The organism is Comamonas sp. JUb58 (genome assembly GCF_004364775.1).
Lineage (GTDB): Bacteria > Pseudomonadota > Gammaproteobacteria > Burkholderiales > Burkholderiaceae_C > Comamonas.
Map to the genome: position 1 here is coordinate 42,071 of NZ_SOAL01000001.1, position 16,037 is coordinate 58,107.

Sequence of the window (16,037 nt, forward strand, 5' to 3'; positions counted from 1 at the left end):
CAAGCCATACAGTCGTGTGCTGCTACGGTGTTGACTCTTTACTGGTTTTCCTCACCAGAATGAGGTGACGACTTTAACGACTGGAGCTTCATCAAGACATTGTTCAGTTCTACGCCGATGTTTACAGTCAGCGGCTGAATTCGATCATGCTCCTTCCGCATGAAATCACGAGCATCGGTTCTTAAAAATAATTCTCCCGCATACCAGAACGACTCCAAAAAAAGAACCCACTTCTCTTTCCTTCTGCCAGTAGCGTCCTCATTCAGTTCTGAGCGAACGATGCTGCGGTGCTTGACAGTATTAGTCAAGGCACTAAGGTATTTGTAGTCATCGCCAGTCGTAATCTCTTGGAACAATCTACAGAGCTTGTCATACTCCGGATGCCCGGCGTCGTGCTGCTGCTCTAGTAACTTAAGGACTTCCTTGGCATTGATGTCTCGCTCTCTGAGCGGCTTTGGAATCGTATCCAAGGCCAAAGCGTAATAGAGCATGTGAGAACAGGTGTCCGACACTGCATGCAAACTCTGCACAAATGCAGCGATATTTGCCCTGATTTTCAGCATTAGGTGACTGAACTCACCGTACTCATCGTAAACACCCCAGATACCTGTCTCTTCTAGCTTTGATTCGATGTACTCACTCATCATGCCCAAGGCCTCATGGTAGTGATAGCGGCAGAATTCGGGTCTATCCGTCATGGACCTTACGCTAGGATGCGCCTTCTTCCACTGAACTGGACCAAATATTGCAGCTACCAATTCTCCGGTCAATCCGATGTCCCATGTGGGATTTTTTTCATATTCAGCTTTAGAATTTTCGACCATTTTTCCTACATCCAAGCGAGCAGACTCTAAACTTTTATTCTTCAGCTAACTTTAGTTATTAGAACGCAATGGTGCTCCGCTGAATGCCGTACAGTAAGTCCAATCGCACCCAACCAAAGGCTCTATTTTGAAAATTCCATGCCGCTGTGGTGCTCTCATTGTTGACAGCACCGACAATTTATCCCACAAAGCCCATTTAATGCCCGATCAAAGTCGGTTTGGCGCGCTTGATGCGATCGACGAGGAAGTCATCGACCCGATTGCCAATGGCAAATTGAGCAAGGACGACGCATACATGCGCGCGCGATGCATCCTCCAGGCCTCCACACGAACGATGTGGCAGTGTCGGTCTTGCGCAAGGTTGTTCATCAACGCACAAGATGGCTCACTGCACTGCTTCACACCCGAAGATGCAAACACCGACAAAGACATTCTTGCCTTGGACATGAGCCAGTAGCTGCATGAACGCATCGCTACTGCGTTCGGCCACCGGCCTTAACTCAGGAGTGAAGAATAACGCACGAATACCAGCGCTTTGCATTGCCCGCAACTTGGTAGCGCAGTAGACGGCGGCAGTCGGAAACACCCCATGCGCACCAGCTGCGGGATGTGTCAGACTGGTTTGACAGCCTGCGGATTCGGAGCCGGGATTTTCGGTGAGGAGGAGTGCTGCGAAGCAACGCCGCTGTCTTACCGTACCCGTCGCAGATCAGTGGCCCACCACCGCCGTATTGGATACGCGGTGGCCCGATGGGAAGCCTTGGGAGCGCGCCCACCAAGCCATCCCGAAGCCGACCAGCAGCAGCGCCAACGCGGCCCAAGGTAGAGCGCCCGCCCCTTGGATTTCCAAAATGACGCCACCCAGAATCCCACCGCCGGCAATGGCGCTGTTCCAAGCCACCACATTCATGGACAAGGCCACATCCGCGCCCTCGCCAGCCGTATCAGCCAAGGCGGTCTGCAACAACGTAGCCGCACCACCAAAGGTGAGGCCCCAAATGGCCACCCCGGCATAGACAAGCCAGGCGGACGCGCCCCATAGCCCCAAGGCCAGAGCCGTCAGCGCGAAGGTCGCCAGGCTGACCAGCACTGCGGCGCGCAGGCAGCGATCCACCAGCCGTCCGACGATCCAGATGCTCAGCAGTGCCGCGACGCCGAACACCAGGAGCACGAGATCCACGTGACCCGCCAAACCGGCCAGTGCCGAAAACGGTGCCACGTACGTATACAAGAGGTTGTGTGCCAGCATCCAGGCGATCACCACAGCCAGCACAGGGCGGACGCCTGGCGTTGTAAATACCTTGCGCAATGGCATCGTTTCGCGACCTGACTGACCTGGATAGTCAGGCACCTTCCGCTGCACCCAGACGATCAGTGCCAAGGTCAGCAAAGACATGATGCCGAAAGCAGTGCGCCAACCTACGAGCGCGCCCAGCCAGGTGCCCACAGGCACGCCCAGCGACAGTGCAATGGGCGTTCCCACCATGGCAATGGCCATTGCGCGGCCCTGCAGATGCGGCGCGACCATCCGGCGCGCATAGCCAGCCAACAGGCTCCAGGCCAGTCCGGCAGCCATGCCCGCGCAGAAGCGAGAAGCCAAGGTCAGCCAGTAGTTCGAAGACAACGCCGTCAGGGAGTTGAAGGCCAGAAAACCGACGATGGTCAGCAGCAGCACGTTGCGTCGCCGCCAGCCACGGGTGGCGATGGTCAGGGGAATCGCTGCCAGCAGTGAGCCCAGCGCATAAGCGGTGATCATTTGCCCCGCGAGCGCCTGCGACACGCCAAGCCCTTCGCTGATCTGCGGCAAAAGGCCCGCAGGCAAGGTCTCCGTCACGATGCAGATAAACCCCGTCATGGCGAGCGCCAGTAGCGCGGATATCGGCAGCCTCTCAGCAGCTGCTGGCGGTGTGTGCGCCTCGGGTGGGTGCCAGGTCGTCTTAGTCATCGAAAGGATTCCGTGTGAGAAGTTGAGGTGGGATAAAAGCTGCGTCGAGGACGCGCCCGCTGAAGATGAGCGTGCCCCGGGCGGGTCAGGTCGGTGGATCAGCCATCGCCGGCGCTTCGATTTATATATCGATTGGTATAAATGTAGCGAATCCTGGACGCCCTTGTCAACGACTTTTGTATCGATTAGTATTTAAGTCCTTACCAACAGGAGAGCGCCATGGCGCAAATGGGCCGTCCCCGTAGCTTTGATCGTGAAGAAGCCATCCACCAGGCGATGCATCTGTTTTGGGAGCATGGCTATGACGCCACCTCGCTGACACAGCTCAAGGCCGGCATAGGCGGAGGCATTACGGCACCCAGCTTTTATGCGGCATTCGGCTCGAAGGAGGGCTTGTTCAAGGAAGTCGTGACGCACTACCTCGCGACCCATGGACAGGTCGAATCCAGCTTGTGGGATGAGCGCCTGCCACCGCGCGAAGCTGTTGAGCTGACCTTGCGCCGCTCGGCAAAAATGCAAAGCGAACGCGGTCATCCCAAGGGTTGCCTGATGGTGGTTTCAGCCGCGGGTTGCTCAGGCGAGCATCTCCAGGTTCAAAAGATGCTGGCTCAGGCTCGCACAAGAACACGCGATGGCATTGCCTCTTGCGTGGAGCGCGCGAAGGCATCGGGCGAATTGCCCTCAGAGACCGACGCGCGCGCGCTGTCGATGGTGTTCGGAGGCTTTTTAGTCGGTTTGACCACGTTGGCCCGGGATGGGATGACATCGGTCGCCCTGAACAACGCAGTGACCGAAATCATGCAGGTATGGGACGCTGGCGTGCACAAAGCCAAGGCGCACTGATAACCCATGGTGGCTGGCGACAATATCAACAGCCATGAAGCTCATAGCCTTGCGGCCGCCCGGTTCTAGCAGCAGTGCGGGTTCACATCAATGCGGGCTCACCGTAGGCCGCATGATGATCTCACTGGTATCCACATCCGCCGGTTGCGAAATCGCAAAATGGATGGCCCTTGCGATCGCCGATGCGCTGATGGCCACTTTGCGAAACTCCTTCATCTCTTCACGGCCAGCGGCATCGGTGATGGTCTCCGCCAGCTCCGACTCCGTCACCCCGGGACTGATCGTGGTCACACGGATGTCGCGGCTTTCCTGCCGCAGCCCTTCCGAAATCGCCCAGACCGCGTACTTGGTAGCGCAGTAAACGGCGGCGGTTGGCGACACCGCATGCGCGCCGATGGAGGCGATGTTCACGACATGCCCAAAGCCCTGCTGGCGCATGGTGGGCAACACCGCCGCAATGCCGTGCAGCACACCGCGAATGTTCACATCGATCATCCAGTCCCACTCCTCCACCCGCAATGCGGCAAGCGGTGACAGCGGCATCACGCCGGCGTTGTTGATGATGGCATCGATGCACCCATAGCGATTCAGCGCATGGTCGGCAAAGGCCTGCAGCTGCGCACGCTGGGTCACATCCAGCGCCAGCGCTTCGGCCACACCGCCTGCGTTCTGGATATCGGCCACGATCTGGCCCAGTTTGTCGACCCGGCGGGCGCCCAGCACGACGGTGGCGCCGTGCGCGGCCAGCAGCTTGGCGGTGGCCTCACCGATACCGCTGCTGGCACCGGTGATCAAAATGACTTTGTCGAGCAAGTTTTTCATGGAGAACTTTCTGCACATGGCGTTGGAAAGTTCAAACTGTAGGCAGCTTGGCTTGATCAGAGAAGTGTGCCAATGCTGCACAATTTGGTTAGACTTTCTAACCAATGAAAGACGAACTTCACTTGCTCCACTGCTTTTTGGCGGTGGCCAAAGCGCAAAACTTCCGTGCTGCTGCCGACCAGCTGGGCGTGACACGCTCTGCCGTCAGCCAGGCCATGCGCAAGCTGGAGGACCAACTGGGCATCGCCCTGGTCCACCGCACCACCCGCCATGTGCGCCTGACCGAGGCCGGCCAGACGCTGCACCAGCAAATCAGTGGGCCTTTGGCTGCTGTGCAAGTGGCACTTGAAGAAGTATCCGAAGAAGGCCCGGCGCGCGGGCTGCTGCGCGTGGCGGTCACCTCCATCGCCGAGCGCTTTCTGTCCGGCCCCTTGATCAGCGCCTTTGCCGCCGCCCACCCGCATATCACCTTGGATGTCACCGTCACCGATGACGAATCCGACATCATTGCCGGTGGCTTTGATGCCGGCCTGCGCCTCGGTGAAGTCATCGAGCAGGACATGATCGCCATCCCGCTGACGGGGTCGCAACGGCAGGTGGTCGTCGCCACCCCTGCCTACCTGTCTGCACAGGGAACGCCCCAACACCCCAATGACCTGCTGAGCCACCGCTGCATCGGCTGGCGTGCCGAGCTGGAGCTCGCCCCCTACCGCTGGGAATTCCAGGAAGACAGCCGTGATTTCAGCCTCGCGGTCGCCCCCCGTGTCACCACCAACGACATGCTGCTGATGGTGCGCACCGCGCTGGCCGATGGCGGCATCACCATCGGCATGGAAGAGACCTTTGCGCCCTACCTGGAACGCGGAGAGCTGGTCTCGGTGCTGGACAGCTACCTGCCCTACTTTCCCGGCTTTTACCTCTACTACCCCAACCGCAGAAACCAGCCGCGCAAGTTAAGGGCCTTGGTGGAGCATGTGAAACGGTGGGTGCCGGTGGCTGGGTCTTTGCCCGGGTCCACGGCAAGTTAAGCAGGAAGGCCAATCAGCAACGCGTAATACTCCGATAAAGTCGCCACACCGCAGGCGTTTGATCTGGCCCTGGTGCATTACCGCCCAGACGCATGGCGTGCCCATGTGATGCTCAGGGTGGGATGCGATCTGTTCCTGCACCTTTCGATCCGCAAATCCTGGCCACGATAAATATTGAGAAATAATTTCCTATGCAAGAGACTTATTCCCGATTTTCATGGGTCGACAGCGTAGATGGGCCATGCGCATTTATCGTTCTTTGTACTGAGCCAGGTGCGCATTCGATACGGCTTTGTTTTTCCAATATCGTCGGTGCCCCGTCGCGGGACTTGGTCATCCGCTTTGACAGCGTCATAGCATGCATGTCTCATACCAAATACGCGCACCCATGGGAGACCTATCCAATAACGGAAATTCCTCAACTGGGAGGGGACTGGGGCAGTGCCGCTTATCCTCTACTGGAAGTAAAAGACTCGCAGTGGCTAGACGCATTCAGCACAACCCAGTCGGTGGGGTTAGACAGGGATACCGTACGCCATTTTCGCTTTGTGAGCCTGGATAACATCGTTGATGTTTTGGTATACGGGCAATGCGTATTAACCACCGAATGGGTTGACACAAGCAGCAACGTTGTCCGCACTTGAGCAGTCCAAGCCATGACTCGCTTGTGCCCCAACGAATGTTTCCGGCATCAGAACCCAGGACCCATCGGGAAACCTCACCCTGCCGCCCCCCACTCACACCCGCAACGCCACCGCTGCATCCTTGAAGACCGGCGTCTGCACCGCAGCAGCGCTACGTCCTGCAGGCAACTGCAGGGCTTCGCGTATCGACGCGCCTTGCGCCGGGGCATTGTCTTCGCTGGACCAGGCGAGGATGGCATCCAGCGATGGCGCACCGGTTCGCAGGCTCACAGGGTCGCGCGTGAAATGGCCTGACCCCGGCTCGGTTTCGTTGAGCTGAAGGTCCAACGATGGCTCCGGGGAAGCGGCGGTGCCGTGGGGCGAGAGCAGCAGCAGCGGGGGCTTGCCCGGGATATCGGTGGGCAGTGTGAGCGGGCCGCCGATATGCGTGTAGACGGGGTCCGCTATGCGCACGATGCGGTCGGCATCCACATAGCGGCCGCCTTCGGTATCGCCAATGAGCGCGTCCATGGGCCAGCTGTCCCAGAGCGAGGAGACCAGACGCAAATAGTCGGCAGCGCTGGCGGGAGAGGCCGCATCCTCGGGCCGAAACCAGCCGGCGGTGGGCGCATCTGCGTGCAAGGCCAGGCCGATGCGCGAGCCATGCAGGGCGTTGAGCGTCGCGAGATTGCGTGCAAGATTGATCGGGTGCTGCTGCGCAGGATTGGCACTGGCAATGAAGCGGCTGCTGCGCGTAAAGGCGAGCAGGAAGGACAGCGCCACAGAGGTATCACGCGCCCTGGCTGCTGCTGTTCCCAGGCCCAGTGCATAGGCTGCAACCGGCAGGGCATCCAATGCCTTGCCAAGTGCGGTGGCAGGCGCGCCGCCACCGGCGAGAGTGGTGAGAATGTCTTCCAGCGCCTGGCCGGAAAGGTCCAACACGGTGTGTACCGTCATGCAGAAAGCTCCTGAAGGCGTTGGGCAAAAGCAAGGGGGGTGGCTACTGGCTCGGGCGGCACAATGCCGCGCTGGCGCAGCACGGGCATGGCATGGTCAACGAACTCGCGCAGCCCGATGGGGTTGGCGTCGAACAGCAGGTTGAAGCCATCGGCGGCACCGCCGCGCCACCAGCGCTCAGCCACGTCGGCAAACTGCTCAGGCGTGCCCACAAAGAACTGGTGGCCAAATCCGGAGAAATGCCGGATGAGCTGACCGATCGTGAGCCCGTTGGCCACGCCATAGGCGGTGATGGATTTGCGGAAACCTGCGGAACCACGCTCTGTGGAGCCCGCCAGTTGTTCCAATGCCGAGGCCGGCGCCTGCGGATCGAGCCGATCAGCCGGAATGTCGAGCAGGCTGGAGAAGCGCTGCAACACATAGTCCTTGGGGCCACGCTGGTGCACCCGCTGAAAACGCGCCTCGGCCTCCGCTTCCGTCGAGCCGATCACCAAATGCACGCCGGGCAGCACCACGGGCGGCCGGCGCCCGGACTCGCGCGCCATGGTATGCAGCTCCAGCCGGTTCTTGCGTGCCACCTCGAACACCGTTTCGGCGGAGAACACGGCATCGGCACTTTGCGCGGCAAGGCGCCGGCCCTGCTCCGATCCACCAGCTTGCACGATGAGCGGGCTTACCTTGGTGCTGAAGCGCGCCGCCGCCCCCTGGGTGGGCAATTCATCGCGCTTGAGTGAATACTGAAAGCGCTCGCCCGAGTGGTTGAAATCCTTGCCCTCGCGCACCGCATCCAGATAGCCGGCATAGACCTGCAAAAACTCGGTGGCGCGGGCATAGCGGTCGGCGCGCTCAGGCGTTTTGGGCACCTTGAAGTCCTGGGCGGAGAGCTCTGGCAAGCCCGTCACCACATTCCAGCCAAACCGGCCTTGCGACAGCAGGTTGTAGTCCAGCAGGCGGCTGGCAAGCTCCACCGGATCGTTCGAACCCGTGGACACCGTGGCGATCACGCCCAGCCGGCTGGTCTCCGCGAGCACGACGGCCAGCGTGGCCAGCGGCTCCACCATGCGGTTGGGGCGGATGGCCGGGTTGGACGACAGCCCCGGCCCATCGGCCAGAAAGATGCCGTCAAGCCCGCCGTCTTCGGCAGTGCGGGCCACCGTGCGCCAGAACGCTTCGCTCAGGTTGTCACGGGGGCCGGTGCCCGGTGCCCGCCAGGCGCCCGCGTCGGTGCCGAAATCGTAGATGTTGGCATTGAGGATGAAGCTGCTCACGGCTGCGCCTCCACTGCCAGCGTTGGCGCGGGCGCTGCAGCGATGGACGCTGCCCCAGCTGCGGTGCCGGCATACCAGATGGTCGGAAGGGCGACGCCGTTGAGCGCCTCATTGCCCAGCACGCGTGCCTTCTGCGGCGACGGGTTGTGCGATGCCAGTGTGCGTGCATTGCGCCAGTGCCGATCCAGCCCACGCGCGGCCACCACCATGGAGCCGCCGCCAATATCAAACAGCGCCTGCGTCGCATCGAGAATCAACGCGGGCAACACCACCTGCAGCTGCGTGACGGCGCGATGCCCATCCGCATACGGGTCCCCCAAGGCGTCTTCGCTGGGTGTCTGCAGCTGCAGCGCAGCAGAGCGCACCGCGAGCAAGGCGGTGCCGGCGACTGCCTCCAGGCGACCGACCTGCTCCTGCACCAAGGGGTCGTCGGCAGGCACCGAGGCGGCTGCATGGCTGAAGTGGCGCTTGCGGCCATGCAGCCACGCGGCCGCATCTTCAAAGGCACGAATGGCAATCCCGGTGAGCGTGGCCAGGTGGGTGAGCTGGGCCATCGCGTCCTGCAAGCCCGAAGGCGTGTCCTCCGAACGGGCGCGCGGCCGCACATGGGCGGGATCCACCAGCACCTGTTCGAACTGCATGGTGCCGCTCATCGTGAGGCGTTGACCGACGCCGTCCCAGTCATCGACCACGGTCACGCCCTGATCCTCACGGGCCACGGTGGCCAGAATGTGCGTGCCTTCGGTGTCGGCTGCAAACACGTTGACCCAGTCGGCATAGCCTGCCCCCGTGGTGTAGAACTTCGAGCCGTTCAGACGCAGACGGCCCTGTCCATCGGGCTCAACCTTGGTGCCGACGGCACCCACGGCGATGTTGCCGATCTCGGTGGTCGCACTCGCAAAGAGCTTGCCGCCCGCCACCTCGGCAACGCCAAAGGCATTGCCCGACAAATCGGGGTGGCGCACGAGATGCTCCACATAGAGGAAATGCGAGCGCAGGCTCTGCGCGGCGCTCGAGTCGGCACGCGCCAGAGCGATCAGCAAGTCCACATTCTGCGCATAGCTCCATCCCAGCCCGCCCTGTGCCGTGGCCAAACGCGCAGAAGTCACGCCGAGTTGGGCCAGCGCTTGCAGCTCATTGGCCAAGGAGCCTCCGTCCCGATCGCGCTCGGCGGCGCGGTCCCGCAATGTCGCCAACACGGCATCGACCTTGGGGGCCAGCGCAGGTGGCAGACCTAATGCCTGCGCAGTGAACAAGGGGGCGAAGCGAAAAGAAGGTTGAGGCGCCGAGGTCACGAGAACTCTCCATCAAGAAAGCGAAGATTGATATGCATAAATCGAATAACGAAAAAGATTTTTATACATGATACTAGTAGTACTTCGAAATTGATACGAATAAATTCTTCTAATGACTTACGAAAAAGCACCTAAACACTTCACGGCTCCGGTGTCGCGCAGACTGGCTTTGACGCTGGGAGGGGGCCTGGTCGGTCTGGTTCTGGCTGCCTGCTCCAAGACGGAAACTGCGCCCGCCTCCACGGCTTCCGCAGCGGGCGCATCCGCTGCACCGGCAGCACAGACCGAGCCGGTGCGCGGTGGCCAGCTCGTGGTCGCCATCCGAGCCGAGCCCGCTCAGTTGAATCCGCTGGTGGACCAGGGCTCGGGCGCGCATTCGGTGCGCCCGGCGCTGGACTCCCTGGTCTGGGACAACGGCGACGGCACGCACGCGCCCTGGCTGGCGTCGAGCTGGGATGTGTCGGATGACGCCACCACCTACGTTTTCCACCTGCGCAAGGACGTGCATTTTCACGATGGCACGCCCTTCAATGCGGCGGCCGTCAAGGCCAACTTTGACTATGTGAACGACCCGGCCAACAAGTCGACCGGCTCCACCGCCAAGCTCAAGCCGGTGGCGACGGTCATTGACGAATACACCGTGTCGGTGAAGCTGGGCACGCCCGAGTCCAGCTTTCTCACCTTAATTGCCGCGCCCTACTTCGGGATTCTTTCGAAGCAGCAGATCGAGCAGGACCCCAAGTCGCTGGCCACCAAGCTCATCGGCACCGGCCCCTTCAAGTTCGACAGCTGGGTCAAGGGCCAGAGCCTGACCTATGTGCGCAATGACGATTACCAATGGGCGCCCGCGCAGTTCCACGCTGGCGCAGCCTACCTGGACAGCGTCAAATACGTCTTCCTGCCCGAAGACCAGACACGCTACAACGCGCTGACCACCAAGGAAGCGCATGTGGTCGACTACATCGCGCCCGAATACGCCAAGAGCGTGAAGCAAAGCGCGGAGTACCAAAACGAGGAATTCCTGCTGCCGGGCGTGGGCTACAGCCTGCATTTCAACACCCGCCGCGCGCCCTTCGACAAGCTCGAAGTGCGCCAGGCCCTGCTGCATGGCCTGAACCGCGAAGAGATCGTCGCCAGCTCCACCTTCGGTGCTTATCCGGTGCAGGAATACCTGGCCAGCACAACGCCCGACTTCAACAAGGAGCTGAAGAACAAGATCAGCTACGACGCGGACAAGGCCAATCGCCTGCTGGACGAAGCGGGCTGGAGCACGCGCGATGCGCAGGGCTACCGCAGCAAAGAGGGCCAGCGCCTGAGCGCCTCCATCCCCTATGCCGACAACGACCAGCTGGCACAGCGCACCTTGGAGCAAGTTCAGATCGATGCGCGCAAGCTCGGCTTCGAGATCAAGCTGCAGCCTGTCACCGATCTGCCCGAACGCCTCTACAACGGCAACTATGGCCTGCTGGGCACCTTCCAGTCCGAAGCCACCGGCATGCAGCTGTGGCGTCTCTATGGCACAGACAACATCAGCGATGGCAGCACCGTGGGCTCCAACGCCTCGTTCCTGAGCATTCCCGAGCTTGATGCCTTGCTGGCCAAGGCGCGGGCCTCGGGCAAATCACCCGACCGCGCCCGCTACTACGCCCAGGCGCAGGAGATCCTGCCGAACTACGCGCCCTCGGTGCCGTTGTACTCGCGTGCCCGCCTCGTCGCCATCCAGAAGAATGTGCATGGCGTGGCCTGGGACAAGGCCTGGCCGCAGCCCTACCTGTTCGATGCCTGGATCGGAAAGTAAGCTGTGACGCAAGCCTCCCTGCGCCCTCTCTCCCGCCGGGTCCTCCACCGTGTTGGCCTGAGCGCGCTCACCGTGCTCGGGGCCATCACCGCGGCGTTTTTCGCGCTCAGGCTGGTGCCGGTGGATCCGGCCTTTGTCATTGCAGGCGCAGGCGGTGACGCCGTGGCCATCACCGCCGAAGTGCTGGCCGCCATCCGCAAGGAATACCACCTGGACGAGCCGCTGGTGATGCAGTACCTGTTCTACCTGTCGCGCCTGGTGCAGGGCGACATGGGCATGTCCTATGTGCAGGAGCAGCCCGTTGCCAGCTTGATTGCCGAACAGGCCCGCCCCACCTTGGCGTTGGCCAGCCTGGCCTGCGGCCTGGCCGTGTTGCTGTCGCTGGCCGTGGGCATTCTGAGCGCCGGGCGCCGCCGCAGCAGTGCCATCGCTGGCGCCGTGGAACTGGTGCTGGCTTCCACGCCCGTGTTCTGGATCGGCTTTCTGCTGATGCTGCTCTTCACCGTGCACTGGCAGCTGTTCCCCTTGCTGGATACCGGGGGTCTGCGCTCGCTCATCCTGCCCGCGCTGACCATTGCCCTGCCCACGGCCGCGCCGCTGGCACAGGTACTGCGCCGCTCCATGGACGATGTGCTGGAGCAGCCCTTCATCACCACGGCCCGCGCACGCGGGCTGTCGGTGCTGGCCACCAAGCTGCGGCATGGCCTGCGCCACGCGGTGATTCCCTACCTGACCATGGCGGGCTACAGCTTTGGCGCGCTGCTGGGCGGCGCCGCCATTACCGAAACCCTGTTTGGCCGCCCCGGCCTCGGCCGCCTGCTGGTGAATGCCGTCACCCGCCAGGACATGCCGCTGGTGCTGGGTCTGGTCTCTCTCGCCACCCTGGCCTTTGTGGTCATGAACCTGCTGATCGACTTCGCCTACCTCCTCATCGACCACCGACTGCAGACAGAGTCGCCGCAGCCATGAACCAGACGCTTTCGATCCCTATTGACGCCCACGGCGCCCAACACAGCCCCACCACCCCGAGCACCCAGCACGCGCCTGCCGCATCAACCGCAGCAGGCACAGCGCCAAGGTTTTCACTCTCAGACTGGCGCCTGCCGCGTGCGAGCACGCTGGGCGCCGCGCTCGCGGTGACCGTGCTCCTGCTGCTGCTGTGCGCGGTGCTCGCTCCCAGCCTGCTGGCTCCGGGCGATCCACTCGCAGCCGACCGCAGCCAGCTGCTGCAGCCGCCCTCGCTGCACCACCCCATGGGCACGGACCAGATCGGCCGCGATGTCTACACGCGCGTGGTGCATGGCGCGCGGCCTTCCATTCTGCTGGGGCTGAGCGCAGTGGCGCTGTCCCTGGCGGTGGGCACGGTGCTCGGCCTGCTCGCCGGGCTCACGCAGCGTGTGGTGCCCACGGTGGTCATGCGGCTCACCGACATCGGGGCCGCGTTTCCGGAGTTGCTGCTGGCCGTCTTTATCGTCTCGCTGTTCGGCAGCGGCATCTTCAACGCGGCCATTGCCATCGGCATCGCCGGCATCCCCTACTACACCCGCATCGTGCGCGCCGAGACCTTGCGCGTGCGCTCGGCCAGCTATATCGAGGCCGCAGAGGCGCTGGGCCTGAGCCGCGCCGAGGTCGTATTGCGCCATATCGTGCCCAATGCACTGCGGCCCCTGATCGTGGTGGCCACCATCGGCCTGAGCAGCGCCACACTGGCTGGCGCCGCGCTGAGCTTTCTGGGGCTGGGCAACCCGCCGCCCTCGCCCGAATGGGGCGCCATGCTCACCAATGCCCGCAACTTTCTCAGCATGGGCTGGTGGGCGGCGGTGTTCCCGGGACTGGCCATCACCTTGTTCGTGATGAGCACCACCTGGCTGGGCCGCTGGCTGCAGCAGCGTTCGGAGGGCCGGCTGTGAGTTTGCTATCCAACACCCCGTCAGCGCCCCTGCTGCGCGTACGCAACCTGGCGGTGGCGTTTGAAGAGCGCGGCCGCTTGCGCCAGGCCGTATCAGGCCTGAGCTTTGAGCTGCAGCCGGGCCGGTGCGTCGCGCTGGTGGGTGAATCCGGTTCCGGCAAAAGCGTGAGCACGCGCTGCCTGGTGGGACTCAATGGCCCGAACGCCCGCATCACCGCCGATGCGCTGGAGATCGACGGCCAGAACGCGCTGCGCCTGGGCGAGCGGCAGTGGCGCAGCCTGCGCGGTCGCAAGGTCGGCTACATCCTGCAGGATGCGCTGGTCTCGCTCGACCCCTTGCGCACCATCGGGCAGGAGCTGCAGGAAGCCATCCGCGCGACCGAGTCCGCCACACGCGAGCAGGAGCAAGCGCGGGCGCTGGAACTGCTTAGCCGCGCCCACATGCCCGATCCGGCGACACGTATCCACGAATACCCCAGCCAGCTCTCGGGCGGGCTGCGCCAGCGTGCACTGATCGCCACCGCCATCGCGGGCAACCCGCCCATCCTGATTGCCGACGAGCCCACCACGGCGCTCGATGTGTCCGTGCAAAAGGAGATCCTCGCACTCTTTGGCGAGCTCAAGCGCCAGGGCATTGCCCTCATCCTCATCAGCCACGATCTGGGCGTGGTGTCGCAGCTGGCTGACCAGGTGATCGTGCTGCGCCAGGGCCAGGTGGTGGAGAACGGCCCGGCAGACCAGGTGCTGCGTCAACCCACACACGCCTATACGCGCAGCCTGATGGCCGCTATCCCCCGGCTCGATGATGCGGCGCCCGACACTGCGACGGGCCATGCGCCCGTGCTGCTGCGCGCCGTCCATATCCGCCAGCGCTTTGCCGGGCGTGAGGCCCTGCGCGGTGTGGACATTGAGCTACGCCACGGCCGCACCTTGGGGCTGGTGGGTGAATCGGGCTCCGGCAAGACCACGCTGGCCCGCATTGTGGCCGGCCTGCAGAAGGCGACCGAAGGGCACATCCAGGCTGACACCCTGCGTGCCCCACCGCCGCGCAGCCGTGCCAGGCCGATTCAGTTCGTGCACCAGGATCCGCTGTCTGCCTTTGACCCGCGCTACACCGTGGGCCGGGTGCTGGCAGAGGCGCTGTGGCTGCGCTTTGGCCGCGAGTCCAGCGCGCGCAGTGACGAACGCGTGGCCCAGTGGCTGCACAAGGTGGGGCTCGATCCGGCACTGGCGGCACGCAGGCCGCTCACGCTGTCGGGCGGGCAGCGCCAGCGCGTGGCCATTGCCCGTGCGCTGGCGACGGAGCCGCAGATCGTGGTGCTGGATGAACCCGTCTCCGCACTCGATGTATCTGTGCAAAAGCAGATTCTGGAACTGATCACCACACTGCAGCGTGAAACCGGTGTGGCCATGCTCTTCATCTCGCACGACCTGGGCGTTATCCGCCAGGTGAGCCACGATGTGGCCGTGCTGCGCCATGGCGAACTGCGAGAGTACGGCGATGCGCGCCAGGTGCTGGAGCGCCCCAGGGACGACTACACGCGCCAGCTCATTGCGGCCGTTCCGCACCTGGGCAATGCGCCCCTCGCGGCATCAGCGCAATGAACGGGCGGAACCCCGCACCACCAGGTGCGGGGGCTGCAGCGGCTCGGGCAGCTGCGGCCCGTCCGCGTCCAGTGTCATCAGCAGCGCTGCGGCACGGCCAATGGCCGTGGCATTCTGGTGCACCGTGGTGAGGCCGGGCGAGAGCAGTTCGGCAAACACCGCATCGTCGTAGCCCACCACGGACAGATCGCCAGGTACTGAGATGCCGCGCTCATGCAATCCCTTGAGCACGCCCAAGGCCAGCATGTCATTGGTGCAGAACAAGGCGGTGATCGGGGGTTGCTGCTTCAACAATGCCAGCAGCACATCCACGCTTTGCCGGCCCTCTTCTACCGTCATTGCCGTGCGGCTGATCTCATGGATACGCGCATCCGCAACACCGGCGAAGCCCGCATGAAAGCCGCGCGACCGGCTGGCACACCAGGATATCTCGGGCGAGCCATTGACCAGCGCCACCTCCCGGTGGCCGCCATCGCGCAGATAGGCCGCTGCCAGTTCCGCCCCAGCGGCATGGTCCAGACTGATGGAGGGAAACTCGCCCTGCGGGTCTTCGCTGTCTAGCAGCACCACCTGGATACCCTTGGCCCGAAAACGGCGCAGCAGCGGCAGATTGGACGGCGTGGGTGCCACCAGAATGCCGCGCACGCCCTGTGATTCAAAGGACTGAAAAATCGCGCTCTCGGTCTCCGCATCCTCGTTGGAGCTGCCGATGATGAGCGGAATGCGCCCTGGCGCCGTCACCGTCTCGATGCCCTTGACCACTTCGCCCCAAAACGGATTGGCCACATCCAGCACCACCACCCCCAGGGCCTTGCCAATGCCGGACTTGAGCGCGCGGGCCGAGCTGTTCACGCTGTAGCCATGGTCGGCCATCACCCGCTCGATGGCCGCCAGCGTGGCAGGCGCCACCAGATGCGGCCGGTTGATGGCATTGGAGACGGTGGCCTGGGACACGCCCACCAGGCGGCCAATGTCCTTGGAGGTCAGCCGCACCACGCCGCCATCTGGCGGCGGATGGTCGGCTGGGGAGGCCGGACAGTTGTCGTCATCGGGGTGCGGTGGGGTTGGGGTCACGTCAGTGTGGATGGCGCAAGGCTGGAGGGCTGATCACTCCGAGTCT

General features: G+C 63.0%; 14 protein-coding genes. 7 read left to right on the forward strand and 7 right to left on the reverse strand.

Going from position 1 to position 16,037, the window contains the following annotated elements:
* Positions 1–38 precede the first annotated feature (38 nt).
* Positions 39–824 carry a hypothetical protein gene (locus EDF71_RS00220; protein WP_133854636.1) on the reverse strand — a complete coding sequence of 262 codons (786 nt, stop codon included), beginning with the start codon at positions 822–824 and terminating at the stop codon, positions 39–41.
* 199 nt (positions 825–1,023) lie between these two features.
* On the opposite strand from EDF71_RS00220, the gene EDF71_RS24890 reads away from it, so the two are divergent.
* Entirely contained in the window at positions 1,024–1,281 is a 258-nt protein-coding gene (locus EDF71_RS24890; protein WP_166656414.1) for a hypothetical protein, read from the forward strand.
* 252 nt (positions 1,282–1,533) lie between these two features.
* Here the strand turns inward: EDF71_RS24890 and EDF71_RS00225 are convergent, their stop codons facing one another.
* Positions 1,534–2,769, reverse strand: coding sequence for an MFS transporter (locus EDF71_RS00225; protein ID WP_133854637.1), 1,236 nt, complete (start codon positions 2,767–2,769; stop codon positions 1,534–1,536).
* Between the two features lie 219 nt (positions 2,770–2,988).
* On the opposite strand from EDF71_RS00225, the gene EDF71_RS00230 reads away from it, so the two are divergent.
* Positions 2,989–3,612 carry a TetR/AcrR family transcriptional regulator gene (locus EDF71_RS00230; RefSeq protein WP_133854638.1) on the forward strand — a complete coding sequence of 208 codons (624 nt, stop codon included), beginning with the start codon at positions 2,989–2,991 and terminating at the stop codon, positions 3,610–3,612.
* An 87-nt stretch (positions 3,613–3,699) separates the two neighbouring features.
* Here the strand turns inward: EDF71_RS00230 and EDF71_RS00235 are convergent, their stop codons facing one another.
* Positions 3,700–4,434 (reverse strand): SDR family oxidoreductase, encoded by a 735-nt coding sequence (locus tag EDF71_RS00235; RefSeq protein WP_133854639.1) that lies wholly within the window; start codon positions 4,432–4,434, stop codon positions 3,700–3,702.
* Positions 4,435–4,538: 104 nt separating this feature from the next.
* Here EDF71_RS00235 and EDF71_RS00240 point away from each other — a divergent pair, with 104 nt between their 5' ends.
* Positions 4,539–5,462: a LysR family transcriptional regulator gene (locus EDF71_RS00240; RefSeq protein WP_133854640.1), complete on the forward strand. Its 924-nt coding sequence runs from the start codon at positions 4,539–4,541 to the stop codon at positions 5,460–5,462.
* Positions 5,463–6,199: 737 nt separating this feature from the next.
* Here EDF71_RS00240 and EDF71_RS00245 read toward each other — a convergent pair.
* From EDF71_RS00245 to EDF71_RS00255, 3 genes are read right to left on the reverse strand one after another with little or no spacing between them, the layout of a single operon-like run.
* Positions 6,200–7,042 (reverse strand): LLM class flavin-dependent oxidoreductase, encoded by an 843-nt coding sequence (locus tag EDF71_RS00245; protein WP_133854641.1) that lies wholly within the window; start codon positions 7,040–7,042, stop codon positions 6,200–6,202.
* Entirely contained in the window at positions 7,039–8,310 is a 1,272-nt protein-coding gene (locus EDF71_RS00250; protein WP_166656415.1) for an LLM class flavin-dependent oxidoreductase, read from the reverse strand. Before EDF71_RS00250 ends, EDF71_RS00245 begins: the two co-directional genes overlap by 4 nt.
* A complete protein-coding gene (locus EDF71_RS00255) occupies positions 8,307–9,605 on the reverse strand; it encodes an acyl-CoA dehydrogenase family protein (protein ID WP_133854643.1) in 1,299 nt (432 codons plus the stop codon). The genes EDF71_RS00250 and EDF71_RS00255 overlap by 4 nt, the downstream gene beginning before the upstream one ends.
* A gap of 112 nt (positions 9,606–9,717) precedes the next feature.
* On the opposite strand from EDF71_RS00255, the gene EDF71_RS00260 reads away from it, so the two are divergent.
* The 4 genes from EDF71_RS00260 to EDF71_RS00275 are packed head-to-tail and all read left to right on the forward strand — an operon-like array spanning position 9,718 to position 14,917.
* Positions 9,718–11,403 (forward strand): ABC transporter substrate-binding protein, encoded by a 1,686-nt coding sequence (locus EDF71_RS00260; RefSeq protein ID WP_133854644.1) that lies wholly within the window; start codon positions 9,718–9,720, stop codon positions 11,401–11,403.
* A 3-nt stretch (positions 11,404–11,406) separates the two neighbouring features.
* Positions 11,407–12,372: an ABC transporter permease gene (locus EDF71_RS00265; RefSeq protein WP_208300976.1), complete on the forward strand. Its 966-nt coding sequence runs from the start codon at positions 11,407–11,409 to the stop codon at positions 12,370–12,372.
* Positions 12,369–13,313 (forward strand): ABC transporter permease, encoded by a 945-nt coding sequence (locus EDF71_RS00270; RefSeq protein WP_133854645.1) that lies wholly within the window; start codon positions 12,369–12,371, stop codon positions 13,311–13,313. The genes EDF71_RS00265 and EDF71_RS00270 overlap by 4 nt, the downstream gene beginning before the upstream one ends.
* Complete coding sequence (locus EDF71_RS00275; RefSeq protein WP_133854646.1) at positions 13,310–14,917, forward strand: ABC transporter ATP-binding protein; 1,608 nt, start codon at positions 13,310–13,312, stop codon at positions 14,915–14,917. Before EDF71_RS00270 ends, EDF71_RS00275 begins: the two co-directional genes overlap by 4 nt.
* Here EDF71_RS00275 and EDF71_RS00280 read toward each other — a convergent pair.
* Positions 14,906–15,991 carry a LacI family DNA-binding transcriptional regulator gene (locus EDF71_RS00280; RefSeq protein ID WP_133854647.1) on the reverse strand — a complete coding sequence of 362 codons (1,086 nt, stop codon included), beginning with the start codon at positions 15,989–15,991 and terminating at the stop codon, positions 14,906–14,908. The two genes, EDF71_RS00275 and EDF71_RS00280, sit on opposite strands and share 12 nt — an antisense overlap.
* Positions 15,992–16,037: the final 46 nt, after the last annotated feature.

Coding starts and splice junctions, on each gene's coding strand:
- EDF71_RS00220 (WP_133854636.1), bottom strand. CDS start 824: ATGGTCGAAAATTCTAAAGCTGAATATGAAAAAAATCCCACATGGGAC.
- EDF71_RS24890 (WP_166656414.1), top strand. CDS start 1,024: ATGCCCGATCAAAGTCGGTTTGGCGCGCTTGATGCGATCGACGAGGAA.
- EDF71_RS00225 (WP_133854637.1), bottom strand. CDS start 2,769: ATGACTAAGACGACCTGGCACCCACCCGAGGCGCACACACCGCCAGCA.
- EDF71_RS00230 (WP_133854638.1), top strand. CDS start 2,989: ATGGCGCAAATGGGCCGTCCCCGTAGCTTTGATCGTGAAGAAGCCATC.
- EDF71_RS00235 (WP_133854639.1), bottom strand. CDS start 4,434: ATGAAAAACTTGCTCGACAAAGTCATTTTGATCACCGGTGCCAGCAGC.
- EDF71_RS00240 (WP_133854640.1), top strand. CDS start 4,539: ATGAAAGACGAACTTCACTTGCTCCACTGCTTTTTGGCGGTGGCCAAA.
- EDF71_RS00245 (WP_133854641.1), bottom strand. CDS start 7,042: ATGACGGTACACACCGTGTTGGACCTTTCCGGCCAGGCGCTGGAAGAC.
- EDF71_RS00260 (WP_133854644.1), top strand. CDS start 9,718: ATGACTTACGAAAAAGCACCTAAACACTTCACGGCTCCGGTGTCGCGC.
- EDF71_RS00270 (WP_133854645.1), top strand. CDS start 12,369: ATGAACCAGACGCTTTCGATCCCTATTGACGCCCACGGCGCCCAACAC.